Below are 21,962 nucleotides of genomic sequence, written 5' to 3'. Positions count from 1 at the left end.
CAGTCCCCCTGGCAACGCGGCACGAACGAGAACACCAACGGACTACTGCGCCAGTACTTCCCCAAGGGCACTGACCTGTCGAGCTGGTCGGCCGAGGAGATTGAAGCCGTCGCTCACGCACTCAACACAAGGCCCCGCAAGACGCTGGGCTGGAAGACCCCTGCCGAGGCCTTCAACGAGCAGCTACTGTTGCTCCAACAAGCCGGTGTTGCAACGACCGGTTGAACCTGGTCAATTTCGAGCCCGGAAGTTCGTGCACGAGCTCACCCACCATGGCCTCGTGGGGTCGATGGGTAGGGTCGGGGCGTGCGCGGACAACGCCGCCATGGAGTCCTTTTTCGCCCTACTCCAGAAGAACGTCCTGGACCGGCAACGCTGGTCCACCCGGGAGGACCTGCGGCTGTCGATCGTGACCTGGATCGAGAAGACCTATCACCGCCGGCGCCGCCAACGCCGTCTCGGTCGCCTCACGCCGGTCGAGTTTGAGACCATTAATCAAGGCCTCCGAGCCGCCTGAAAACCATCAACCCCGAGAGTCAGGGAAAGTCGGGGCAATCCCTGCGGCGGTTCGATCGCTTGAGCGCGCAGTCGGCGTGAAACTATTCAGTATGGGCAAATCTCAGGCTGAAGTTCCCGACGAAGCCGGGGCCGACTCCCCGACGAGCCGGAGAGTCGGTGCGCGTTGGTGGAGTCTAGACATCCACGCGCACTCGCCTGCGTCCTTCGATTACGGCGGTCTCCCCGATGTGCAGAACGGTGCTCCGAAGCCAACCTTCAAGGAGTGGATCCAGGCGTACATTGACGCCGGCGTAGACGGCATCGTGGTCGCCGATCACAACACGCATGAGGGCATCGACCAAGCGCGTGCTGCCCTCGCCGAGTTGAAGGCGGAAAATCCAGACCTCGCGTCACTTGTGATCTTTCCGGGCGTTGAGCTGACGGTGACTGGCGGGACACACGTTCTCGCGATCTTCGATCCCCAGAGCCCGGCCGAGATCGTCAACCAGACACTGACGCTGTGCAAGTACAAAGGAACCCGGGGAAACAGCGACCAAACCGCCGGTGTGACAGTGGGCGCTGCGGCGGAAATCATTGACGAGCTGAACGGACTTTGCGTGCCGGCTCATGCCGACAAGAAGCACGGGGTATTCACGATTGACTCGCGTGATCTGGACACCCTTGGAAAGAGTCCCCATATTCACGCCGTCGAAGTGATCGACGACAATGCGCTCAGCAAGGCCGCCAGCTGCAAATGGGTGCCGCTCCTAGGTTCGGACGCACACCATCTCACCACCGATTCTCACCCAGACCCCGCCTCTGCTAAGGCACCTGGCACCCACCTCACACTCGTCAAGGCGGAGACTTTCGACCTTCAAGGGCTGCGTCTGGCGCTCTCAGATCCGCTGGAGTCGATCCGGCGGTGCGTCAAGGACTACGACGATCCAAATGACGTCGACCACGGCCATATCAGATCGCTCGAGGTGAGCCATCGCGGGACGACCGAAACGTACCGGTTTGGCCCCTGGATGAACTGCCTCATCGGCGGTCGCGGTGTGGGCAAGTCAACCGTCATCGAACTGCTCCGGCTAGCGCTCGGTCGTACGAATGAATTGCCTCAGGGTGTAGCAAGTGACCTGGTCAGATTCGATCCTGTGGTCGAGCCGGAGCAGCGGTGGTGGACTAGCGGAACCCGGATCACAGTCGAGTACACCAGAGACGGACGTCTACTGAGGATGACGTGGCTGGGGTCTGACCCGACGCAATCGAAGATCGAGCTCTGGAACGGATCTGAGTGGGATGTTCAGGCTGGGCGAGTGTTCGACCGCGCACCGGTCCGCGTCTTCAGCCAAAAGCAGATCTACGAGTTGGCTTCCAAGCCGCAGAGCTTTCTCACCATCCTCGATGACATGCCGGAAATTCGGCGAGCCGAGTGGGATGAGGAGTACGAGAGACTGCAGCTTCGATTCAAAGGTGAGAGGAACAAGCTGCGCCAACTGCTCGCCGAGTCTGAGAAGGCCGACCGGATTCGGGGCGAGCTGGAAGAGGTTCGGGGTCGTCTGCGTCACCTCGAAGAAGTCAGGGCGAGTGATGAGTATCAGGAGCTCGAGACGCTTGAGACTCGACTGCGGCAGTCCGCGTCCGCAGAGGAGCGGGTGGCTGAGATCGAACGCGGAGTGAACGAACAGGCGACAACGTTGCGCGGGCTTACGACCGAGCCGTTGAATGTCGACGAACACTCCGACCGCTCGGCGTCGTTCACGCGCGCGGCGAACCTTTTGGAGGAAGCGTCTCGGGTGTTGAGCACCGCGAGGTCAGAGTGGGAGGCGGGACCTGCGCGTCAGCAGTGGCAAGCGCGAGTTGCTGAGCTCAACGCGTGGTTGAGTGAACAGGGCGGGCAGTCACGTGCTACGCCGGAGCAGACTCTTAAGGATCGGCAACGAGAAGCCGAGCTGGACGCGGAATTGCGCACGGTCGAGAACTCCGATGAGCGCCGGGCGCAGCAACAGGCTGTGATCGATGAGGTCATGTCCTCAGTCGTCGACAAACGACGCGAACTCTTCGAGCGCCGAAAGGCATTCACTGACTCGCTGAACTCCTCTGATGGATCCCTGACGAAGGTTGAAGTGTTCCATCAGGGCGACATCGGCAGTCTGGGTAGTTCGCTCCGCGACTTGTTGAACTTTTCCGACTCGTTCGACTCGGCGTTCACGAACGACGGAATCGCGTCCTTTTTGAACGGTCACCAACCCAAGAACCCGAAGTTCGCAGGCCAAGTCGTTGGGTTCAAGCAAAGGCTCATCGCGCTGGCCGAAGATGGGGTTGCCTCAGAGATTGCATCTGGGTTCAAGGTCGACGCGCGTTTCTACAACCGCCTCGCGAACGCCGACACATTCGACCTGGTCACCGACATCATGCTCTGGTTCCCAGACGACCTCGTCTCAGTGCGCTACCGACCATATGACGGGGGGAATTTCGTCCCCGTGGATCGGGGGTCCCCTGGGCAGAAGACGGCAGCATTGCTGGCGGTCATTCTCCAGATGGGGCCGGACCCGTTGCTCCTTGATCAGCCCGAGGACGACCTGGAAAACAAGCTGATCCGGCATCTGGCGGTCGAAACGCTCAAGACCATCAAGCGCAACCGCCAACTCATCATCTCTACTCACAACGCCAACGTGGTCGTGACATCGGGGTCGGAAAACATCACCGTGTTGCGACACGGAGATGCACTGCCCGCTATCGAAGCAGAGGGAACCCTCCAACAGGCGGCAGTGAAGGACAATGTGTGCGAAATCCTCGAGGGCGGCGAGGAAGCGATCAAGACTCGCTATAGGCGCTTGATCGGATCTCTTGGCTAGACCCAAAAGCCGTTCACGACGCGCCGGCAGCTTATCCCTAACACCTGGTCTCATAACCCGGTCGCCTGGGGCACATTGGGCCGGGTAGTGCGTTCACGCTCTACTTGCCTGGGATGGAACACTTGGCGTCCCGATGCCTCGCTTCGGCGTAGTAGCTGTCAAACACTTTGTTGCACGCCTTGCAGGTGAAGCGGAAGTTGTTGCCGTGGCTCACGTACTGCGGATTGGCAAATACCTCCTGCCGCTGCGCCTCGAACTGTGCTTTGGCCGCCTGCCGGTACTTGAGTTCCTCCGGGGATCTGGCGTCGTGGTGCCACAGCGGTGTCCCTGACGCATCCACCACCTCCTGGCCCTGCCTATCTGGGGCATGCCTCTCGACGCGCGTGCAAGATGGTGTAACCCTCGGGGACTGCGGCCAGCAGCTTTTCCCGGGCGTCCATGTAGCCATCGCCTTCTGCGGCGATTCCTTCGTTGGTGTCAGGTCGGATGGTGCCGATGATCTCCATACGTGCCCTTGGGATCTGTATCAGTGATGCGGGCAGTAGGCGGCTTCGACGGCTTGGAGGTGTAGTCGATCGGCGATAGCTGCTGCTTGACGGGCTGGATCCCCGTCGTCGGGGTCGTCGTGTTCCTGGGTAGCTTCTTCGGCGGCGTGCATCTGGTCGTCGTGGTAGCCGGACAGTGCCTCGGTGAGCAGCTGGTAGGTGCCCGGCACCAGGGTGATGCTGACTTGACCGGCGCTGTGGGCGGCTTCGATGGTGCGGCGCAGTTCCTCGGCGTGCAGGACCTCGTGCAGCAGGGTCATGCGGTCCTCGGTGGTGGGGGCGAACTGTGCTTGACGGGTGAGGAGCTCCTGATGGGCCGCGTGTTGCTCCAGGGCCTCGGTCAGCACCTTATAGGTGGTGGAATCCAGCTGATAGGTGAGAGTGGGCTCGACGCTCATGGTGTTCCCTTCGATGGGCGCGGCCCCGCTAGGAGTCAGGGGCGGGGCGTTCGGATGATGAGCTGGGAGACGCGCTGCTGGCCGATCCCCAGTAGTGCGGCGATCGCTTTCTGGCTCATGCCGTTCCTGCTCAGAGCCGTGACGGCTTCTCGGGCCTCCTGGGCCGCTTCTTCGGTGAGCTTGCGCGCCTGTTCGGCTTTGTCCTGAGACTGCTTCCAGCTGCTCAGGGCGGCGGCTTGGGCGTCGGTGAGTTCTTGGCTCATTCAGGAAGTCCTTTCGGAAGGGCGCGGGAGCCGGCGGGGTCGGTAATCCCAGCGTAGGCCGGGGTCAGACCCCGGCCGGTTGGGTCTAGGCCGGGGTGATGTAGAGAACGACGTCGGCGGAGTGGGTGTCGTCGGCGGCCACGAGCACGGTCCAGCGGGCCGGCCCGAGGTGGCCGGTGTGGATCGTCCAGGTGGTGCCCACGCTCAGCCGGTGGTGTTTGCTGATCAGCGCCTCCAGGGTGGCGCTGAGGGCTTCCATGACAGCCGCGGTGCCCTGGGTGGGCTCTTGGTGGCCGGAGAGGGCGCACGCGCGGTCGTGGGCGTCTGCGGCCATGACGACGCGGAACCCTGGCCGCACCCCGGCGGCCTGGGCCGCCGCGGTGGCCTCGACCGGGGCGCATGTGGCGGGGGTGTAGGTGATGGACATGGCTGGGGTCCTTCCTGGGGGCGGGGGTGGCCTCGGGTGCCGGCGGGCGGGGGCGTGTATCCCGGAGGGATGCTGCTGCCGGCGACGGGAGGGGCGGTCTGCTGGTGCTGGCGGGCCGCCCCTCTGGTGTTCAGGTGCTCAGCGTCCGGGCCAGGCCCATCAGCTTGTCGGGGCGGTATCCGCTCCAGTGGTCCACCACGGCGCCGTGGTCGTCCTCGATCACGGTCACCGGGGCGCGTTGGTGGCCGAGGTTCTTCACGTAGTCCAGGGACGCCGGGACGGTGGCCAGGCTGACCGGCGCGTAGGGGATGCGCTTACGGTCCATCGCTTGGGCTGCGGCGGTGCAGTCGGTGCAGTGGGGGCGGTGTAGAGGGTCACGGTAGCCATCGGGGGCCTCCTGCTCGGTGCTGGGGGGAAAGTGCCGGGGAGGGGCGGGGGCCCTCCCCCGGCACGGGGTCGGATGGTCAGGTGGTGGGCTCGGTGTCCTCGTCGGCCTCGATGGGGTCCAGGGCTTCGGTGAGGGTGTGCGTAGCGCGCAGGACGTTTGCGGCGGTGGCCTTGATGGTCTCGGGGTCGGTCTTGCTCCACCCGGCGACGTAGCCCACGGAGTAGGCGGCGGTGTCCAGGCCGAAAATTCCAGCGACGATGTAGGCCACGGACTCGGCCTCGGTCTCCTTGATGCCACGGTGGGCGATGTATTCGGCGTGGTCCTCATCGGCGTGCAGGAGGACGTGGGCGGCCTCGTGGATCGCGGTCTTGGCGGCCTGGGCGTCGGAGACGTTGGCCTCCACGACGACGCGGCGGGTGCCGTCGGTGGTGGTGTAGCCGTTGGTCTCCCCCGGGATGGGCTCGCGGGTGACGGTCCAGCCGATGCCCTCCAGGTAGGCGGCGGTGCGGTCGTACAGGTCAGCGTCGTCGGTGCCCTCCAGGCGGCGGGCCGGGTGAGCCGGGGCGGCCACGCCTTCGATGGGGTCGGTCTGGGAAATGTCGAACACGGAGAGGATCGGAAAAATGGTGATCTTCTTCTCCTCGTCCTCTCCGGTCTGCTCGTTCTTCTCGGTGATCTTCTTGGAGCTGTAGCCAAAAATCTTGATGGACTTCTCGCCCTTGCGCACCTGGCGGCCCTTGGCCTGCCACTGGCGGAAGCCGGCGACCTGGGTCGCGTGCGGGCACTGGGCGGTGATCAGCAGGACGTTGTTGATGCTGAAATTGTGGAAGCTGGCGGCGTAGTCCAGGAACTTCTGCCACTCCCCCGAGGTCGCCAGAGCCTCGACCTGGTTGGTCAGCTTCTCGTGCAGGGCCTTTGCCTCGGCCTGGCGCTGTTCGGCGGTCTTGCGGGTCTTGGTCTTGGTGGTCATTATTTTTCCCTTTCCTTGGTGGTCTTTCTTATAGTTCTATACTAGTCCCCCCGCGTAAATGTGGCAAGTCTTTTTCCTGGTTTTACTGATATTTTGGTGGCGCGCGGCCGGTATTTATTTGGCTTTTAGGCGCGGGGCGCCCCGCGCCCCAGGGTGCGCGCTGGGGGCCCCTTTGGCGCCTTGGGACGGGGGTGTGCTGGGCGGAGGCCCTGAGCCTTTTCGGAGGTCTCCACGCGCCGCCAGTAGCTCGATACGCGGCCCCGGCCAGGCACCTCATCCCGTCGCCTGTCCTTGGAAGAAAGAGCCCGGCCCACTGCCGCTGGCGCAGCCGGAGAACCGCAGGCCGGCGACCATGGGAAACGCTCCGCTGCTTTTTCGGTGGCGGCCGCGAATGGACGAAGGCCGACCCGTAGCTCTCGGGCCGGCCTTCGTCCAGATCTCTCGTTTGTGCCATCGTGCCTTTGTGGCACATAGGCACGTTGGCCCATAGGCACGGTGACACATAGGCATGGTCTTGCACGTTGCTCACTGGCTGCGTGGACGTCCTGGGCTGAGCACTCCGGGTCCGGTGAACTCCTCGACGCCGTACTTGGTGTGCAGGTCATCAAGGGAAGTGGTGAGCAGTCCGGTGATCCAGTCGGACCAGGAAATGCCGGGGCCGGCGTCGATGACGTAGGCCCTTTTCAGCTCGGTGAGCAGAGGTTTCGGCACCGTCACGCGGAGTCGGTCGCGCTGCTCGACGGCTGCTGTGGACTGCGGCGGCGTTTCAGGTTGGGGTGCAGGTTTAGGCGCCGGCGCGGGCGTCTCCTGCTCTGGTGCTGTGGGCGCGATAGGGTCCGCACCGCTGCGACGGCGCCGGGATGCTTTGGGGGCGTGCTGGGTCGGCATCAGTGAATCTCCTAGGCGGTGAGGGTCCGGTAGTGACGGTCATAGAGGTCTGCGATTGGCTTGGCGTCAGCTCCCATTTGGCTCAGGGACACTCCGGCTTGAATGGCCCGGCTGATAATGACGCGCTGCGGCACCGGAGGGTCCAGCATTAGGTCCCCGAATTGTTCGGCCAGGGATAGCCTCCAGTGCCGGTCTTCAATGACGTTGGATCGCCATTTATTGACCAGCACCGCCGAGAGCGTCACGGGCACGTGGTAATGCTGGCGGACCCGGGCCACGCTTTCCTCGATTTCCACGAGTGCATCAGCAGAGAAAAGGGTGGGCTCGGTAACGGCCAGGACTCGATCGGCGGCTGCCAACGCGGCCAGGGTGAGGGCTCCGATATTGGGAGGGCAGTCGATGAGCACGACGTCATAGCCGGCGGCGACCTCGCTGGCCTGAATGGCCTCGTGCAGCAGTTTCACCCTGGCGGGGGTGCGCGGATTCTGGGTGAGGTCCCGCTCGACGGCAGCAAGGTCCCGATCCACGGTGGGAGCCAGGTCTAGCCCGGACCATGCGGTGGACACGATGACGTCGGCAAGTGGAACGGGCCCATCTTCGGTGAGTACGTCGGCGGTGATGGGCTGGCCTTCGGGTATCTCCTGGTCATAGAGAGTCCGGGTGAGGTTGCCCTGGGGGTCCAGGTCGATAGCAAGGACTCGGGCGCCGGCACGACTGCCGGCGTGGGCGAGGTTGGCGGTAGTCGTCGTCTTACCGACTCCGCCCTTCTGCTGAGCTACTGCGATGGTGAGCGGAGGAGCCACGCCAGAGCCACCTTTCCAGTTGTGCCTTTATGACCTATAGGCATGGTGCCTATGTACCCTTTCCCTCCCCACCTTATGTCATCGTGTCTTTATGGCATATAGGCACGGGGTGTTGGGTGTTCCACGGTTCGCACGCTGGAAGGAGGCTGTCCACGACGGCCGGGGTCAGAGGTGAGGTTGCGATGGAAGGGGGCTGGCCGTTGTGGACAGGCGGGGTGCTGGGTCCCGGTGTCCATCATGGGTGCGGGAAAAGCCGCGGAGCGATGGAGCTTTTGCCGTGCCCATGTGGGCACGGGGGCACGGACGGTATCCACGGTGGTGCGGTCGGTCATGGGTGTTCAGCTGACCGTGCGCAGCTCTGCCCAGTCGGTGGTGTAGCTAGGAGATAGGTCGGTCTGCCGGTTGCGCCAGGGGGCAGGGGAGTTGGTGCCGAGTCTCCCCAACGCAAGGGTGGCAGTGCCAAAGCGACGGTTTACAGCGTCGATCAACTCACCGAGGGGTGCTGGTTGTTCGATGACGCCGGGCAGGACGGGCACGGACCCCCCCGGAGGCGAGGTCCATACAGAGGATGCCGGCGCGCATGTACTGCATCCCGTGCACCAGCTTGGGCGCCAGGGCCGCTCGGGCCGCGGCCACCAGGGGAGTGGGTTCGCTGGTGGGCACGGCCAGGCGCACGTGCGCGGAGACGCTGTGCTCGGGTCCGGGCCGGTGCGGGGAGGTGCTGGCGAACACCAGGAAGCGCCCGGTGACCTCGCCTTCCTTCCGCAGCCGGTGGGAGGCGCGTTGGGCGAACTCGGCCACCGCGGCTCCGACGATCTCCGGGTCGTGAATCGGGTCCAGGAACGACCGGGAGACCAGGATCTGCTGCTTGGTCGCCACCTCGTCCTCCACCGGGATGGCGGGGAAGCCATTGAGCTCCAGGACGGTGCGCATCTGCACCACGGAGAACTTGTCCGGGATGGCCACCGGGTCGGCATCACGCAGCTGGGCGATGGTCTCGATCCCAGACCTCGGTTAGCAGCGACCGAACTATGAGTCGGTTCCCGTACCCGCCCGGGATCTGGCCCTAAATCATGCCTCCATGCGCGGGCAGGATCTTCTGGACGGCCTCGGTGGCGATCTTCACCAGCCCCCAAACTACACAGAAAAATGTATACTTTGGATATGTCTCTTCTGGATCTTTCCCATCCCATCTCGGTCACCGAGGCCTCCCAGCGCGGTGTGGCCGGCCTGATCAAAGACGCCGAGGCAGGGGAGGAGGTCATGGTCTCCCGCCACGGCAAAACCGTGGCCGCCGTTGTGAGCGCCCGCCAATTGGAGCAGCTGCGCACCCTGGAGGGAGACCTGCGCGATGCGGCCCTAGTCATCGTGCGTGCTGCCACCGACAGCGGAGTGCGCGGCTCCCTGGATGAGGCACTGACCGCCTTCGGCCTAGACCGGGCCCAGCTGGAGACAGAACTGGATGCCGACCTGGCCGCCGGCAGACCGTGAGCACACCCGGGCCCTCCACCCCGGATGCTCCACGGGCGGTCGTCCGACTCACAGAAGACGCCATCGCCGACCTGCACCGGCTGCACCGCAAGGACCCCCAGATCGTGCGCTGGGCCTTCAAGAAAATGCTCCTGCTGGAGCGCTCCGTCGAGGCCGGCGAACCACTACTGGGAGACCTCATCGGCTTCCGCAAACTAGTGGTCGGCGACCGCGACTGGCGCATCGTGTGGCGAACGACCACTGACACCGTCGGGGCCACCGTGATCGATGTCGCCGAGGTCTGGGCCGCCGGCGCCCGATCCGATGATGAGGTCTACCAAGAGATGACCGCCCGTGTCGCCGCCCTGGGCACCTCACCCCAGGCAACCGCTCTCACCACGGTGCTGAAGTCCATGGGCCGCCTCTTCGCGGACCTCGAGGCCACCCCCGAACCTGTCCCGGTGGAACCCGTCCCGGACTGGCTCGCCCGCCGCCTCATCACCCAGGTCGGACTGAGCGCCCAAGAAGTCGCCGCGATGACCCCCGAAGACGCCATGGCCCGGCTCGAGGCGTACTGGTCCACCCCGCGGTGACTCCTCCGGTGCGCCCCAGCGCAAAATGCAAACCGAAACATCAACCGGGTCCGGCAAGGGTGTGTGGGGGACCGTCGGGCACTGGCCGACCGGGAGGTGACCATGCCAGGCCTCCACATGAGGAAGGCCTGTAAAGATCCGACCTCTCTCAGCGATCCGTAACCACCGGACCAAATGCCGTCGACACCACCGGATCATCGATGACTGGGGCAACGACCACGACGGCCACCGGCCGATCAACACTCCTGCATCTTCTTGGACCGGCGAGGCACACAAAAGTAATGGGGAGTAGGAGACAGTTGTGCATGGCGCGACTTGACACACTGATCGGGGAGGTTCCATGGCTCAGCAACACATTCTGCCGCCGGCTCTCGAGATAGACCGGGCACAACAGGTGGCCTCCGTGGTGCACAGCGCAGCCATGGAAGGACTTCACGTCACCACAGCGACCCGGGCGGAGCTGGATCGTTTCGCCGCAGATGGGCTCGAGATCGAGGAGCTGGTTCGGCGCACCCGCGCCCGCTACAGCCTTGAGTGATGCCCCCAACCCATACCGTGACCCGTATCTGGACCCACACACCGGAATCCTGGCCAACCTGTTCGGCGCCTGCACCACGACAGAGCTCACCGCCGCCGGCTGGTGGCTGGACTGGACCCAGCTCACCGGGGCGATCAACGACGCCGCCTCCCGGTCCGCACCCGAGGACCATGACGTTACTGCCCTGCAGTAGATGTTCGCCCCCGCACCACACCGCCGTTGACCGCGCCCCTGACCGACCCACCTAACGGTTGCGAAAACACCAGCGGCACTGGGGCAACCGTCCCGGCCTTCGCCTTGTCAGTAGACGATGTAGCCGGGGAACCGTGCTGACCACCGGGAGTCGCCAGCGACTCGAGTGACTTCGTAAGAGACGGCGGTCAAGTGTGTGAAGCGCAGTCCGTGGATTTCTCCAACACGAGCCCCAACTTCAGTGACGTGCAGTTCTCGCTCACCCAGCGCAGCACCGTGGAACGATCCGTCCTTGACTGTCTCCCAGTAGTCGGAGGCGGTCGTGAAAGACCAGTACCCGGAGCCAGTGGGGTGATCCTCCAGGTAGTCCAGGGGCACCCAGAGAGTGAGGCCGCGGTGCTCAGGGGGGAGCCGATCCCGGAAGTCGGGGTCTGGTTCTCCAGGCAGGACGCCTTCGGGCCACTGGTAGGCGGGTTCACTCGTCACGAGGGCATCCTCTTCATCGGCAGGTCCGGGGGGCACTTCCACACTAGGGGCGGGGGCGGGGGCGGGGTACACCGCGGGGGCGGAACCAATACCTGTTGCTTGGAGAACTTCACCCTCCTCGACGGGGCTGCCAGCGGGTGTGATGGGTTCGCTTTTCAACCAGGCCATCACGGTGCGTGTAGTACGCCCTACGGCCTCGGCTATGGCCCGGTAGGTCGCCCCCGCCGCCCGCAACTGCACCGCTAGAGTCCGCAGCTGCCCCACACGGCGGGTGCGGGCCTGACGGGCCTGGGCGGCGTTGTCTGCCGCCGCACGCGCCTTGGCCTCGGTCCTGGCCTTCCCGCCGCGGCGGCCCATCCGCGCTAGATACTCGTGTGCAGCATCGGAACCACTGGTAGAGGTGGGGCGTCCCTTGCCGGCGTTGACCTGACGGACGGCCGAGCGCGCCAGACAGGCGACCTCGCTATCGGTCAGAGGGTGGGGCAGCTGGGCGTTGAGCGCCCTGGCGTGGGCGATCGAGGCGGCCTCCGTCGGGGTCTGGTAGCGGGCCTGCCGCTGGTCCCACAGCCACCGGCGGGTGGCGCGGAAGATAGCGGTGTTGCGCCCCACCTCCGTGGCGGTGTCCACTACCGGGACCCGCGGGATGCCGGCTCGCCCCAGCAAGGCCGTGCCCGGGTCCCAGGCTGACGCGGCGGGTCCATCAATAGCCTCGTCGTGGAACGGGTCAATGTACTCGGCCATGTGCGCCTTGAGATCCCCCAAAGACCACGGGCTAGCTCTGCGACCCCACCACACACGCCCGGCCGGGAACTCAGCAGCCGGGTTGCGCACCAAATAACGGGTGAAGCACGGGTCCCCATCGACTAGCCGGTCCAGGGCCCGCTGCACCGCCTCCGCGTAGCGGATCGGCCACGGCCGAGCGCCCTCGCCCCGGTAGACCGGTTCGATGGCCCACCCGGCCTGAGCATGACCAGTGGCCGGGTTCTCGATGATCCACGTCGGTTCCGGCACCGCCGGGTGCATCAGGTTCAACAACGCGGCCTCGTCATCGACGTCCACGACGAGGAAGTTCAACCAATCGGCCGGGTTGAGCTGGATGAACGCGAAGTCACCAGCAGGCCGCCCACGGTTCGGGAACGCCTGCGACTTGGTTTGACCGCACCGGAAGTACTCGATCCGGTGGTGCTCAAGGAACCGGCGGGCCGGGGTCTCGGGGCAAAAAAGAACAACATCCATCAAGGCAGGGTCCACTTGTGGACGCGCCTCAGGTACACTAGGAGACATAACAGTCCCCTGATATTGGATTCATGACAGGTTCCGATTCAGTTAGCTGTTGAAACGGCTGTCGCGAGTTTGGCGACCTGAGACAGCCAAATGACTTCGACGGCCCGCCCTGCCAGGCGGGTCGTCAGTCGTTTAAGCGGAATTAGCCAGCGGTAGGCGCGGCTCCTCCCTATTGTCAAGCTTGTTGGGTCGTCCCGCATCGCGGTCGATCAAGGCGCCGATGTACTCGGCCATGCTGAGTCCCGTTCGACGAGACGCTTCGACGGCCGCACGATGCTGCTCAGGAGACACGCGCGTAGACAACGCCACTTTGTGTCCTTGCAGCTTCGGCTGCTGGTACTCAGTCATGAAGCCATCGTCGCATACTGCAACCGCAACCGGTAGCAGTATGGGGCGTGTCTCCATAATTTTCTTGCCCCCTTGTTTCTGAAACTTGAGGCAGTAAAGACGCAGTGAAGGCTCCCGCCTAGGTGTATCGCATCAATCATACAGTCTTTTGAACATGTTCAACGTGAACATGTTCAAGTTCCAGGTAGCCTTGGGGGCATGTTTTGGCTAGGGGGAGCTGTTTCCCGTTCCGACTCAGATGTGCTGGCTGAACTGCCGGACCATCTCACTTGGGAGGGTCTTCATTTGGAGGTGCAGCGTCGGCACGGCAAGCCCGTCCACATCGAGCCTGCCCCTACGGGGTTGGGCCAGGACGTCACGGGGCTGTGGTTGGAGAAGGCTGAGCGATCCTGGATTTTCCATGCTGCCGGCGAAAGCGAGCTGCTGCGCCGGCACGTGATCCTGCACGAGTACGGACACATCCTCCTCATGCACGGTGGCTGCGAACTGACGCTGGGGAACGCCTTCACCCACATCGGGGGTTCTCGGCGGATCAAGACCCTTCTCGGGCGTTCCTCGACCTGGACGGCCCAGGAAATCGAGGCAGAGAACGCCGCCACGAGGTTGGCCGCCCGCCTGACCCAACAAGTGAACCCTCTGCTCGAGACTTTCTGATGAGCCTCGGAGCGCTATTGAGTCTGCTCAAGGCCGTGGCGTGCATCTTCGCCGCCGTGGCAGTGGTCGTTCGTCTGCCACGAGTAGCGCAGCGACGCCGAGTGGACTTCGTCTGGGTGGGCACGGCATTGGCAGCGCTGGCCTTCTCAGCCAACGGGGTCATGGTTCCCGAACGAACCGTGGATGCGTGGATGGGCGGGGAGAATATCTTCCACCTGATACGCAACCTGCTCGCACTCAGCGCCGTATGGTGCCTGCGTGCGGCCCTCGTCCAATCCCTGCAGCGCAGGCACTGGAGCCGGGCGCGGACTTTGCGGGAGGCCACCATAGGTAGCGCCTTACTGCTGGGACTGACGGCAGCGTTCTTCTCGATCAACCGCGGCCCGACCTCGGCAGCGTTCATTCCGGACCACCTCGCCCAGGGCGGCACCCTGGTCTACACGCTGCTCATCATGGTGATGGGAGCCTGGAACGCCGCCCATGTTGCCCGTGTCGCCTTCCGGGAACTCACCTTGCGCCAGCCGGGGCACGACCGCCTGCTGTGGCCGAGCCTGCTCGGCCTGGGCGTGGGAGGTTCTCTGCTCGTGCTCGGTTGCACCCTCGAGACCGGCTACGCAGTCCTCGGGTATTCAGCCACGTGGGATGCTGTAGCCGTGGCCCTGAGGGTCTCGTTTGGCCTGGTCTTCCTACCCGGGGCCGTGCTGGTGTGCTTGGCCGTGGCGTGGCTGGGTCTCTACGCCCAAGGCTGGCGACTGAAGATGGGTCTGCGCTTGGACATCTTGAGGATCGCCCCGATGTGGACCCAACTCGGCGCGAACCGGTGGAGCCCTGGTGGGCGCCCTCCCGGCTGGTGCAGCGCTCTGTCGGCTGATCCCCAGAAGGTTCTCTACAGCGCCCTCATTGCCGTCGAAGACGCCCTGCGGGCAGAGAACGTGGGCCTGTCGGAAAAGCAACGGTGTGCTCTTCAGGCCGCCGAGAGGAGATTTGAACTCACATCATGAGTACCTCGATTGTCGTCCCCCGCTGGGAGAGAACCGCCACGGAGGCCTTCCAGCCTCCGGTGTTGCTGGCGGCACTGCTTATCGCGCTGCCCTGGGGGGCGAACCCCACGGCGGCCTCGCTGTGGTGGGGAATCAGCGCGGCCCTGATTGTGTGCGGAGTTCCGCTGGCCGTGGTTCTCATGCTGGTGCGCCGAGAGATCCTCACCGACCACCATGTGAGCGTGAAGGAGCACCGCCGCCCGGTGATGGCCGGAGTACTGGTGCTGGTCCTCAGCTACCTCACGGCGGCGATCCTGCTGCAGGGACCGATCGAGATCGTGGCGCTGCTCGTGGCCACGTTCCTGGCCGGGCTGGTGATCGCTGTGGTGAGCCCGTGGTGGAAGATCTCCGGGCACGGCATGATGATGGGCGGAACTATTGTTGCCCTGACAACATCTTGGGGTGTGGTCGGGCTGCTGTTCGTTCCGGTGGGCCTGGCGGTGTGCTGGAGCCGTATCCGGCTCCAGGATCACACCAGGCCACAGGTGATCTCAGGCTTTATCTACGGGCTGGCTTTCCTGGGCAGCATCTACGCCTGGATCGTGACATGAGGAGCGGAAAAGTGGCAGACGAGGACCGCCGGCGCTCAGCCGAGACTTTGGCCGACAAGATCAACCTGCTGCTGGACACCCTGCGCACCGAAGCCAGCGAAACATACGACTTCACCACGATCCAGCAAGGCCTCAAAGACCGCGGCGTGGCGATCTCCCGTACGAAATGGCACTACCTGAAAACAGCCGACATCCGGGTGCGCCCCGACGAGAAACTGCTCCGGGCACTGGGGGAAGTGTTTGGCGTGGACCCCCGATACCTCGTTCAGGAGGACGGCCCGCTGCCGCAGCAGGTCGAGCAGGAGCTGACCACGGTCCGGGCCCTTCGACGAGCCGAGGTCCGCAATTTTGCCGCCCGAGCCCTTGGGCAGATCGACCCCGAAGGCCTTCAGGCGATTCTCGAGGTCATCGAGAAGGACCAGCGCGAGCGGTAGAACGTGCCGTACAGCATTTGAGCCCTAGCCGGACTGCCCGTAGGATCCATGTTGAACATGTTCAACATAGTTTCGAAAGGGTGCTTGGCATGGCAAAACCTCAATGAGGGTTGGTGCGCGTCTCCCCATCCGTACCCCGGGCATCCGCCAGGACATACTGCGTGAGAGCCAACAGCAACCTCTCGAGCCGAGCGTGGTTCGCGTAGTACAACATTGGCCGACCACGGCTGTGCTGCGCCTCCGCCTTCACGGCATCCATAGCCTCTAGCTCGGTCAATTGAGCACCGAGAGTCTGGGCCGGGAGTCCCGTTCGCGCCACCAGCTCCGCACGTAGCGCCGGACCCTGCCTGAGGGCATTGATGATCGACAGCCGGACGGTATTGCCGAACACCTTGGCGGCTTCGGCAACAAGATCAGGCTGACCTGCGGGGCGAACTACGGACGGCACGGAATTCATTGTGTCGCACCCACAACATCTCCCAAGCATCTGACATCGCGCTCCAGACCCGAGGTCCATACCGCAACAAGTCGAACTTGTTTTGACTGCTTTACACAGAAGAAACGTGCTACAACTCTTATATCTGTATAAGACAGTCAAAACGATTCGCATCGGGACGAGAGGTGGCTCATGGAGGAAGACGAGTCCAAGGGCTCCTCCGTCCTGGTTTTCGCTGTCCTGGCGCTGGTTGGGGTGGTGGCTGTCGGCGTGCCCGTGGTGGGTGTTGCCGGCCTCGCGCTGGTGTCGGGCATGCAGGCATCGGCTGGTGGGTGCACCCCTGCCACGGTTGTCTCCGGTGAGGACTCCGAGGACGGTGTGATCAACGTTCCCAACGGCTGGGGCCCGCTCGTGGAAGAAGCCGCCAAGACGGCAGGACTGCCGGTGAGCGTGGCGGCCGCCCAGCTCAAGCAGGAATCCAACTGGGACCCCCAGGCCGGTAGCTCCGCCGGGGCCCAGGGCATCGCCCAGTTCATGCCCGAGACTTGGGCCGCCTATGGGGAGGGCGGGGACGTGACCGATCCCGAGGACGCGATCCCGGCCTATGGGCGCTACATGGCAGCGCTGCGCAACGAGGTGAAGCCCTTGGCCGGTGATGACGCCGACCAGCTGGTGCGCCTGACGCTGGCCGCCTACAACGCCGGCCCCGGTGCGGTGGCCCAGCACAAAGGCGTGCCGCCGTTCGCGGAGACCCAGCGCTACGTGGAAACGATCCTGGACGGCGGTCAGATCGAGTTCTCCGCTGGCTGCGAGGCCCCCACCGGGGGCAAGGCCTGGGACGGGGACCTGGGGGAGGGGGAATGGACCGCACCGCTGCCCGGGGGCAAGTTCACCTCCGGCTACGGGCGGCGCAACGTGCCCGGTGTGCCCGCGTGGGCGCAGAACCACATGGGCCTGGACTTCGCCACCCCCGGTGCCGGCTCCGGTGCCGGAGGGCCGGTGATCGCCCCGACCGATCTGCGGATCACCGGGTTCAACGATGCGGACGGGTGCGTGATTGCCAAGGAGGACGGGGACGATCCCGATTTCGGGTTCGCCTTCTGCCACCTGAACTCCTGGGGCGTGAAGAAGGGCCAGAAGCTCACCCGCGGCGACGTGATCGGTGTGGAGGGCAACCGGGGCCAGTTCGGCATGTCCACCCACTTGCACATCGAGATTTACAAGCCGGGTGCCCCTGACGTGGTTTTCCCCTATCAGGGCTTCAACATCGACCCCGAGCCGATCCTGCGAGAGAAAGGAGCGTGGCCGCAATGAGCCGCCGCCCCCGTTTGATCACTGCCCTGGCCCTGTGCGCCCTGCCCCTGGCGGGGTGCTCCACCGAGCCAGCCGAGGAGTCGTCCGCCTCCTCCAGTGCTCCGGCCTCGGCCAGCTCAGCCCCGGCCGACTGGCCGACGACCCGCAGCTTCCCCACCCCTCAGGTCCCCGGGGATGGGACGTTCCCGGCCGTTGAGGACGTGGACCGCACCGATGTGGACTCCACCGCCCGGGCGGCCGCGGTTTTGCTGCATTCCTGGGACACCGTGGTGGACCGCACCGAGACGGCCGCGGCGATCCGCACCAAGCCGCTCATGTCGGACGAGTGGGCGGGGCACCAGGTGGAGCCGGAGCGCAACGCCTCCCAAGGGGCGTGGCTGGACCCCGCCTCGCACGGGGCCTACAGCCGGGCCCAGGCGGTGCCGGCGATCGGGGATACGACCCGCGACGTCGCTGACGATACGGCGGTGCGGGCGTACAAGGTGACCTGGCGGTGGGCCAGCCGCGACGGGGAACCGGCCGAGGGCACCGGGACCCGGCACGTGACGATCTACCTGGAAAAGCACTCCGGGGCCTGGGAGGTCGTGGGCCACCAGTCGCACGAGCTGCCCGCCGGGGAGGTCACCTCGTGAGCCCGGCGGTGCACACCTGGCCGGTGATCACCCTGACCTTCGGGGCGGAGCAGATCGTGGCTGAGGCCAACGGGGAGGTGCTGACCTATCCCGTGCTCGATGCCACCACCGCGCACGAGGTCGCCGCTGATGCGGCTACTGAGGCGTGCCGGCGGCTGGGGTTGAAGGCGTGCCGGGTGCAGGGCCACACCGAGGACGGGTCCATATTCGAGATGGTCGTGGACGCCGAGCTGGGCACCCTGGAGGAGTACGAGCCTCCGGCTGGTCCCCGGCCGACTGGCCCCGGGCATGCTGACCGCAGCGCAGCCCGGCGGGGCGGAAGCTCCGCCCGGACACGCACGGCGGGTGCCCGGTCCGGGAACCAGCGTCGTCGGGCCCTGGCGATCTGGGGCAGCGTCGGGGTTCTGGGATTGACGGCCGGGGCCTCGGTGGCGATGAACCTGACCGAGGGCGAGGGGGAGCCGGTGGCGGTGGTGCACACCCCGCCTCCGGCTCAGCTGCCGGTGCCGGCCCCGGCCGGATGGGACACCTACGGTGCCTGGGCCACGCCCATGTCCGGGTCCCAGGTGCAGGCGGTCCTGGACTGGGAAGGACGGCCGGTCAGTGTGGACGGCGCCAAGCTCATCGGCCATGACCCCGACACGGGTGTGGAGCAGTGGAGCCGCACCGCGCCGTTCACCGTGACCCAGCTGGGGCTGTTCACCGTGGACGGGCAGACCCGCCTGGCCGCCGCCACGGCCAAGGAGCTGGTGCTGTTCACCCCGGACTCTCCCGAGCCGATCCGGGTTCAGGTGCCGCAGGAGGCCACCGTGGTCCTGGACGGGGGCACCGTGCCCCGGCTGGACCTGCCCAATCAGAAGTCCCTGCTGGTTGGTGCGGACGGGTCCACCGCCGCCCGGGTGGTGCCGGCGGCCGCCAAACCGCTGGAGGCCCAGGGGGCGGACCTGATCGCTGTTGATGCCAAGGCGGGGAAGGTGTGGCGGGTCGGCACCGATTCGGCGGCCCTGCCCAAGCCTGCGAGACTGCCGGCCCCGGCCAAGGGTGCGGAACTGACCGGCATCCTCGGCAGCGTGGAGGGCCGGGTGGTGGCCGCGTGGAAGGACGGGAAGCAGACCCTCGTCGGGTTCTATGACGTGGACGAGTCCACGGAGGCGACTGCGGTGAAGCAGGTCGCGGTGCGCGAACTCGACGGTGCCCAGATCACCACCTCCACGGTTCAGGCCGATCGGGTGCACGGGCTGCTGCTGGCCTCGACGGTGCTGGTCGATGTGGACGCCACCACCGCCCACCGATTGGAGGGCCAGGCCACGCTGGCCGCCGGCTACGCCTGGGTCACCGATGACGGGGAGCAGACCCAGGTCACCCGTGACGGGGCGACCGAGGCCACCACCCGGGCTGACCAGGCGGCGGTGCCTGACGTCATCACGGACAACGGGATGGCGCTGACCCGGGTGGACGGGTCCACCGATGGCTCCCTCTACGCCCTGGTGGAGACCGGCCCCACCCCCACCGCCACCCCCACAGCCAGCCCGTCACCGACTGCGAGCCCTACCCCCACTGCTAAGGAGACCCCCTGATGAGAATGACCGCCACGATCGACTCCACCGGTGCCGTGCACCTGGACACTGATGGGGAGACGACCCAGGAGAACCACTCCACCGTGGGCGATGCCCGCCGCTCGGTCATGGCCACGGCCAAGGCTCTGGCGGAGCAGACCAATCAGGACATGCAGCTGCACATCGAGGACCCCGCCGGGTCCCGCACCTTCCTGGTCGGCGCCGATGGCACCTCCCGGCAGGAGAGTGCGGCACCGGCCACCGTCCAGGTCCCGGCTGAGTCGGTGGCTACGGCAGAGCGGGCGGCTGCCCCGGTCGAGTCCCCTGAGCCTGAGCCGGTGCCTGCTGCGGCTGAGGAGGACCTGGCGGTGGCCCCGGCGGCACCGGCCCCCGTCGAGTCCCCGACCCCGGTGGCTGCGGCGACTGAGGAGGATCAGGCGGTGGCCCCGGTGGCGGCGACGTCCACGGCCCCAAATCCGTTCCTCGGTGGCCGTCCCTCCACGGCCCGCACGGCGGCCGAGCCTGCGGCTGCTGGTAACCGGCGGGAGTCGTTGCCCTCCTTCGTGGACCGCCCCGAGGTTGACGCCCCGGCCCAGCACGGGTGGCGCGGGGCACTGAACCAGTTGGGCCTGCACCTGGCGCCCTCGGCCGCCGAGCTGAGCCAGCGCCAAGACGAGGCCGCGGTCTCGGCCCACTGGCCGGGCCCGCGCACGATCGCTGTCCTGAACCCCAAGGGCGGGGCCGGCAAGACCCCCACGGTGATCTGCCTATCGGCGGTGTTCGCCCGCCTGTCCGGGGGTGGGGTGCTGGCTTGGGACAACAACAACTCCCTGGGGTCGCTGGGTTGGCGCACCTTCGACGCCGGCCATGAGTCGACCGTGGTCGATCTGCTGGGGCGCACCGAGCACTTCATAACCTCCGAGGCCCGGGTGGGGGACCTGTCGGAATACGTCCACCACCAGCCGGCGGACCGGTACGACGTGCTGCGCTCCGATGACCGTTCCGGGGACCAGGAGCGGCACATGGTCACCGGAGATGAGGTGGACCGGCTGCACGCGGTGGCCGCGAAGTATTACCGGGCGATCGTGATGGATTCGGGCAACACCGAACGCGGAGCGAACTGGCAGGCGATGATCGGCCACGCCGATCAGGTCGTGATCCCGGTGAAATCCGTTGATGACGCCGCCGAAGGCGCCTCCCGGGTCCTGGCCGCCCTGCACGCCGGCGATGAGCACGCCCAGGGCCTCGCGCGCAACGCGGTCGTGGTGGTGCTGTGCTGCGAACCCGGCCACCAGAAGACCAAGGCCAAAGAACTGGCTGAGGAGTTCGCCCCCTACGTGCGTGCCGTGGCCACGATCCCCTATGACCGGGCGCTGGTGGAGGGCCGGGTGCGGTTCACGGCGATGACCCCGGCCACCCGCCGGGCCTGGCTGCGGGCCGGGGCGGCAGTGCGGGAGGGCCTGTGATCGTGGACAGCCCCCGCAACCCCTTCGTGGCCGCCCCCGAGGTGATCGAGGAGGAGGACCCGATGGAGGACGACCCGATCCTCGGGACCCGGGACTCCATCCGCGGCCCGCAGAACCTCCAGCAAGCCCTGGTCGAGGAACCAGTGCCCGCCGAGGAGCCGGCCGCCACGGTGGACGTCTCCCAGGCCACCCTGTGGCTCGTCGGTGCCTCTGGCGGGGTAGGGACCTCCACCCTGGCCGGGCTGTGCTCGGAGTCCATCGTGGACGCCGGTGTGCAAGAGCCGGAGTGGGCGGGACGGGCGCTGCTGGTGTGCTCCACCAGCGCGACCTCCCTGGAGGCGGCCGCCCAGCTGGCGCGCAAGTCGGCCACGGGGCAGCTGCCCTATGAGCTGGTCGGGTTGGTCATCGTCCACGACCGGCCCAAGAACCGGATCACCAAACCCACCCTGAGCTTCGCCCGGGGTGTGGCGCGCATGTTCCCGGTGGCCATGACCGTCCCCTACGAACCGTCCTGGCGCGAGGTCGGCGTCACCCCCTCCCCTTCCAGCACCCGGCTGAAAACCGTGCTGCGAAAGATCCACAAAATCGCCCAGACCGGGCACTGAGAAAGGAACCCCCCAATGCTGACCAACACCCTCAACGCCCTGATGATCCCGGCCATCAACGCCACCCCCACCCAGCCCCCGGGCATGGAGAACGTGACCATGATCCTCGGTTGGATTCTCTGGGCCGCCGGGCTAGTGCTGTTCGTCTACTTCATCTTCGGACTCGTCACCGCCGGACGGAACCGCCGCCGTGGTGATGAGGTCGAGGCTCCCGTGTGGCCGCTGGTCGCCGCTGCCCTGCTCGGTGCGGCCGGGGCGATCTGGAACATGATCACCGGCGGCTGAGCCGGCCCTGATCACCACGCAACGAGAGGGAGAGCTCAAC

At 65.9% G+C, this 21,962-nt stretch carries 29 protein-coding genes and 1 pseudogene; 17 read left to right on the top strand and 13 right to left on the bottom strand.

Going from position 1 to position 21,962, the window contains the following annotated elements:
• The 3 genes and pseudogenes from RF637_RS12680 to RF637_RS12670 form a co-directional block, all read left to right on the top strand.
• Nucleotides 1-225 (top strand): transposase (locus RF637_RS12680; protein WP_368845014.1); only part of this gene is annotated, 225 nt, incomplete at its 5' end.
• Between the two features lie 7 nt (nucleotides 226-232).
• A pseudogene (locus tag RF637_RS12675) lies at nucleotides 233-517 on the top strand (integrase core domain-containing protein); the annotation flags it as partial.
• A 91-nt stretch (nucleotides 518-608) separates the two neighbouring features.
• Complete coding sequence (locus RF637_RS12670; protein ID WP_368845013.1) at nucleotides 609-3,356, top strand: TrlF family AAA-like ATPase; 2,748 nt, start codon at nucleotides 609-611, stop codon at nucleotides 3,354-3,356.
• Nucleotides 3,357-3,456: 100 nt separating this feature from the next.
• Here the strand turns inward: RF637_RS12670 and RF637_RS12665 are convergent, their stop codons facing one another.
• The 10 genes from RF637_RS12665 to RF637_RS12620 form a co-directional block, all read right to left on the bottom strand.
• Nucleotides 3,457-3,699 (bottom strand): hypothetical protein, encoded by a 243-nt coding sequence (locus tag RF637_RS12665; RefSeq protein ID WP_368845012.1) that lies wholly within the window; start codon nucleotides 3,697-3,699, stop codon nucleotides 3,457-3,459.
• A gap of 183 nt (nucleotides 3,700-3,882) precedes the next feature.
• Nucleotides 3,883-4,299 (bottom strand): hypothetical protein, encoded by a 417-nt coding sequence (locus RF637_RS12660; protein WP_368845011.1) that lies wholly within the window; start codon nucleotides 4,297-4,299, stop codon nucleotides 3,883-3,885.
• 35 nt (nucleotides 4,300-4,334) lie between these two features.
• Nucleotides 4,335-4,562, bottom strand: a complete 228-nt coding sequence (locus RF637_RS12655; protein ID WP_047802772.1) for a hypothetical protein — start codon at nucleotides 4,560-4,562, stop codon at nucleotides 4,335-4,337.
• Nucleotides 4,563-4,647: 85 nt separating this feature from the next.
• Nucleotides 4,648-4,989, bottom strand: coding sequence for a hypothetical protein (locus tag RF637_RS12650; RefSeq protein ID WP_368845010.1), 342 nt, complete (start codon nucleotides 4,987-4,989; stop codon nucleotides 4,648-4,650).
• A gap of 130 nt (nucleotides 4,990-5,119) precedes the next feature.
• Entirely contained in the window at nucleotides 5,120-5,314 is a 195-nt protein-coding gene (locus RF637_RS12645) for an NrdH-redoxin (protein WP_368845009.1), read from the bottom strand.
• 139 nt (nucleotides 5,315-5,453) lie between these two features.
• Nucleotides 5,454-6,347 carry an ArdC-like ssDNA-binding domain-containing protein gene (locus RF637_RS12640; RefSeq protein WP_368845008.1) on the bottom strand — a complete coding sequence of 298 codons (894 nt, stop codon included), beginning with the start codon at nucleotides 6,345-6,347 and terminating at the stop codon, nucleotides 5,454-5,456.
• A gap of 525 nt (nucleotides 6,348-6,872) precedes the next feature.
• Nucleotides 6,873-7,235, bottom strand: a complete 363-nt coding sequence (locus RF637_RS12635; RefSeq protein WP_156523446.1) for a hypothetical protein — start codon at nucleotides 7,233-7,235, stop codon at nucleotides 6,873-6,875.
• Between the two features lie 11 nt (nucleotides 7,236-7,246).
• Entirely contained in the window at nucleotides 7,247-8,038 is a 792-nt protein-coding gene (locus RF637_RS12630; protein WP_368845007.1) for a ParA family protein, read from the bottom strand.
• A 338-nt stretch (nucleotides 8,039-8,376) separates the two neighbouring features.
• Nucleotides 8,377-8,574, bottom strand: coding sequence for a DUF4113 domain-containing protein (locus tag RF637_RS12625; RefSeq protein ID WP_368845006.1), 198 nt, complete (start codon nucleotides 8,572-8,574; stop codon nucleotides 8,377-8,379).
• Nucleotides 8,528-9,004 carry a hypothetical protein gene (locus RF637_RS12620; RefSeq protein ID WP_368845005.1) on the bottom strand — a complete coding sequence of 159 codons (477 nt, stop codon included), beginning with the start codon at nucleotides 9,002-9,004 and terminating at the stop codon, nucleotides 8,528-8,530. The genes RF637_RS12625 and RF637_RS12620 overlap by 47 nt, the downstream gene beginning before the upstream one ends.
• 198 nt (nucleotides 9,005-9,202) lie before the next feature.
• Here RF637_RS12620 and RF637_RS12615 point away from each other — a divergent pair, with 198 nt between their 5' ends.
• From RF637_RS12615 to RF637_RS12600, 4 genes are all read left to right on the top strand, one after another.
• Nucleotides 9,203-9,529 (top strand): type II toxin-antitoxin system Phd/YefM family antitoxin, encoded by a 327-nt coding sequence (locus RF637_RS12615; RefSeq protein WP_019311248.1) that lies wholly within the window; start codon nucleotides 9,203-9,205, stop codon nucleotides 9,527-9,529.
• Nucleotides 9,526-10,101 (top strand): hypothetical protein, encoded by a 576-nt coding sequence (locus RF637_RS12610; protein ID WP_019311249.1) that lies wholly within the window; start codon nucleotides 9,526-9,528, stop codon nucleotides 10,099-10,101. The genes RF637_RS12615 and RF637_RS12610 overlap by 4 nt, the downstream gene beginning before the upstream one ends.
• Before the next feature lie 340 nt (nucleotides 10,102-10,441).
• Entirely contained in the window at nucleotides 10,442-10,639 is a 198-nt protein-coding gene (locus tag RF637_RS12605) for an antitoxin VbhA family protein (RefSeq protein ID WP_035964347.1), read from the top strand.
• Nucleotides 10,632-10,832 (top strand): hypothetical protein, encoded by a 201-nt coding sequence (locus tag RF637_RS12600; protein WP_368845004.1) that lies wholly within the window; start codon nucleotides 10,632-10,634, stop codon nucleotides 10,830-10,832. The genes RF637_RS12605 and RF637_RS12600 overlap by 8 nt, the downstream gene beginning before the upstream one ends.
• A 107-nt stretch (nucleotides 10,833-10,939) precedes the next feature.
• Here the strand turns inward: RF637_RS12600 and RF637_RS12595 are convergent, their stop codons facing one another.
• Both RF637_RS12595 and RF637_RS12590 read right to left on the bottom strand, forming a co-directional pair.
• Nucleotides 10,940-12,553 carry a replication initiation protein gene (locus RF637_RS12595; protein ID WP_368845003.1) on the bottom strand — a complete coding sequence of 538 codons (1,614 nt, stop codon included), beginning with the start codon at nucleotides 12,551-12,553 and terminating at the stop codon, nucleotides 10,940-10,942.
• Nucleotides 12,554-12,733: 180 nt separating this feature from the next.
• The gene (locus RF637_RS12590; RefSeq protein ID WP_231885621.1) at nucleotides 12,734-12,949 is read right to left on the bottom strand and encodes a hypothetical protein; all 216 of its coding nucleotides are present in this window, start codon (nucleotides 12,947-12,949) and stop codon (nucleotides 12,734-12,736) included.
• 240 nt (nucleotides 12,950-13,189) lie between these two features.
• Between RF637_RS12590 and RF637_RS12585 the strand changes: the two genes are divergently transcribed.
• The 4 genes from RF637_RS12585 to RF637_RS12570 are packed head-to-tail and all read left to right on the top strand — an operon-like array spanning nucleotide 13,190 to nucleotide 15,628.
• Nucleotides 13,190-13,603 (top strand): hypothetical protein, encoded by a 414-nt coding sequence (locus RF637_RS12585; protein WP_064847011.1) that lies wholly within the window; start codon nucleotides 13,190-13,192, stop codon nucleotides 13,601-13,603.
• Entirely contained in the window at nucleotides 13,603-14,604 is a 1,002-nt protein-coding gene (locus RF637_RS12580) for a hypothetical protein (RefSeq protein WP_368845002.1), read from the top strand. Before RF637_RS12585 ends, RF637_RS12580 begins: the two co-directional genes overlap by 1 nt.
• On the top strand, nucleotides 14,601-15,194 hold the full coding sequence (locus RF637_RS12575; protein ID WP_064847014.1) for a hypothetical protein: 594 nt from the start codon (nucleotides 14,601-14,603) through the stop codon (nucleotides 15,192-15,194). The genes RF637_RS12580 and RF637_RS12575 overlap by 4 nt, the downstream gene beginning before the upstream one ends.
• 11 nt (nucleotides 15,195-15,205) lie before the next feature.
• Entirely contained in the window at nucleotides 15,206-15,628 is a 423-nt protein-coding gene (locus RF637_RS12570) for a hypothetical protein (RefSeq protein ID WP_064847015.1), read from the top strand.
• A 100-nt stretch (nucleotides 15,629-15,728) separates the two neighbouring features.
• On the opposite strand, the gene RF637_RS12565 is transcribed toward RF637_RS12570, so the two are convergent.
• Nucleotides 15,729-16,076, bottom strand: a complete 348-nt coding sequence (locus tag RF637_RS12565) for a hypothetical protein (RefSeq protein WP_368845001.1) — start codon at nucleotides 16,074-16,076, stop codon at nucleotides 15,729-15,731.
• A 180-nt stretch (nucleotides 16,077-16,256) separates the two neighbouring features.
• On the opposite strand from RF637_RS12565, the gene RF637_RS12560 reads away from it, so the two are divergent.
• Genes RF637_RS12560 through RF637_RS12535 form a run of 6 tightly spaced genes read left to right on the top strand, consistent with a single transcriptional unit; the run spans nucleotide 16,257 to nucleotide 21,922 of the window.
• Entirely contained in the window at nucleotides 16,257-17,378 is a 1,122-nt protein-coding gene (locus RF637_RS12560) for a transglycosylase SLT domain-containing protein (RefSeq protein ID WP_144999447.1), read from the top strand.
• Complete coding sequence (locus RF637_RS12555) at nucleotides 17,375-18,010, top strand: hypothetical protein (protein WP_368845000.1); 636 nt, start codon at nucleotides 17,375-17,377, stop codon at nucleotides 18,008-18,010. The genes RF637_RS12560 and RF637_RS12555 overlap by 4 nt, the downstream gene beginning before the upstream one ends.
• A complete protein-coding gene (locus RF637_RS12550; protein ID WP_368844999.1) occupies nucleotides 18,007-19,587 on the top strand; it encodes a hypothetical protein in 1,581 nt (526 codons plus the stop codon). Before RF637_RS12555 ends, RF637_RS12550 begins: the two co-directional genes overlap by 4 nt.
• Nucleotides 19,587-21,032 carry an AAA family ATPase gene (locus tag RF637_RS12545; protein WP_368844998.1) on the top strand — a complete coding sequence of 482 codons (1,446 nt, stop codon included), beginning with the start codon at nucleotides 19,587-19,589 and terminating at the stop codon, nucleotides 21,030-21,032. Before RF637_RS12550 ends, RF637_RS12545 begins: the two co-directional genes overlap by 1 nt.
• Entirely contained in the window at nucleotides 21,029-21,637 is a 609-nt protein-coding gene (locus tag RF637_RS12540; RefSeq protein ID WP_368844997.1) for a DUF6668 family protein, read from the top strand. Before RF637_RS12545 ends, RF637_RS12540 begins: the two co-directional genes overlap by 4 nt.
• 15 nt (nucleotides 21,638-21,652) lie before the next feature.
• Entirely contained in the window at nucleotides 21,653-21,922 is a 270-nt protein-coding gene (locus tag RF637_RS12535; protein ID WP_035930757.1) for a hypothetical protein, read from the top strand.
• Nucleotides 21,923-21,962 lie beyond the last annotated feature (40 nt).

It is taken from the genome of Kocuria sp. CPCC 204721 (assembly GCF_040980945.1).
In the GTDB taxonomy this organism is placed as follows: domain Bacteria; phylum Actinomycetota; class Actinomycetes; order Actinomycetales; family Micrococcaceae; genus Kocuria; species Kocuria marina.
The sequence above is the reverse complement of the archived record's forward strand: the minus strand, read 5'-3'. Positions and strand labels throughout refer to the sequence as shown.

Excerpts from the sequence above, each read along its gene's own strand:
- RF637_RS12590 (WP_231885621.1), bottom strand. The coding sequence starts at position 12,949 with ATGACTGAGTACCAGCAGCCGAAGCTGCAAGGACACAAAGTGGCGTTG.
- RF637_RS12635 (WP_156523446.1), bottom strand. The coding sequence starts at position 7,235 with ATGCCGACCCAGCACGCCCCCAAAGCATCCCGGCGCCGTCGCAGCGGT.
- RF637_RS12545 (WP_368844998.1), top strand. The coding sequence starts at position 19,587 with ATGAGAATGACCGCCACGATCGACTCCACCGGTGCCGTGCACCTGGAC.
- RF637_RS12535 (WP_035930757.1), top strand. The coding sequence starts at position 21,653 with ATGCTGACCAACACCCTCAACGCCCTGATGATCCCGGCCATCAACGCC.
- RF637_RS12655 (WP_047802772.1), bottom strand. The coding sequence starts at position 4,562 with ATGAGCCAAGAACTCACCGACGCCCAAGCCGCCGCCCTGAGCAGCTGG.
- RF637_RS12560 (WP_144999447.1), top strand. The coding sequence starts at position 16,257 with ATGGAGGAAGACGAGTCCAAGGGCTCCTCCGTCCTGGTTTTCGCTGTC.
- RF637_RS12660 (WP_368845011.1), bottom strand. The coding sequence starts at position 4,299 with ATGAGCGTCGAGCCCACTCTCACCTATCAGCTGGATTCCACCACCTAT.
- RF637_RS12555 (WP_368845000.1), top strand. The coding sequence starts at position 17,375 with ATGAGCCGCCGCCCCCGTTTGATCACTGCCCTGGCCCTGTGCGCCCTG.
- RF637_RS12595 (WP_368845003.1), bottom strand. The coding sequence starts at position 12,553 with ATGGATGTTGTTCTTTTTTGCCCCGAGACCCCGGCCCGCCGGTTCCTT.
- RF637_RS12580 (WP_368845002.1), top strand. The coding sequence starts at position 13,603 with ATGAGCCTCGGAGCGCTATTGAGTCTGCTCAAGGCCGTGGCGTGCATC.
- RF637_RS12615 (WP_019311248.1), top strand. The coding sequence starts at position 9,203 with ATGTCTCTTCTGGATCTTTCCCATCCCATCTCGGTCACCGAGGCCTCC.
- RF637_RS12640 (WP_368845008.1), bottom strand. The coding sequence starts at position 6,347 with ATGACCACCAAGACCAAGACCCGCAAGACCGCCGAACAGCGCCAGGCC.
- RF637_RS12645 (WP_368845009.1), bottom strand. The coding sequence starts at position 5,314 with ATGGACCGTAAGCGCATCCCCTACGCGCCGGTCAGCCTGGCCACCGTC.
- RF637_RS12650 (WP_368845010.1), bottom strand. The coding sequence starts at position 4,989 with ATGTCCATCACCTACACCCCCGCCACATGCGCCCCGGTCGAGGCCACC.
- RF637_RS12670 (WP_368845013.1), top strand. The coding sequence starts at position 609 with ATGGGCAAATCTCAGGCTGAAGTTCCCGACGAAGCCGGGGCCGACTCC.
- RF637_RS12575 (WP_064847014.1), top strand. The coding sequence starts at position 14,601 with ATGAGTACCTCGATTGTCGTCCCCCGCTGGGAGAGAACCGCCACGGAG.
- RF637_RS12605 (WP_035964347.1), top strand. The coding sequence starts at position 10,442 with ATGGCTCAGCAACACATTCTGCCGCCGGCTCTCGAGATAGACCGGGCA.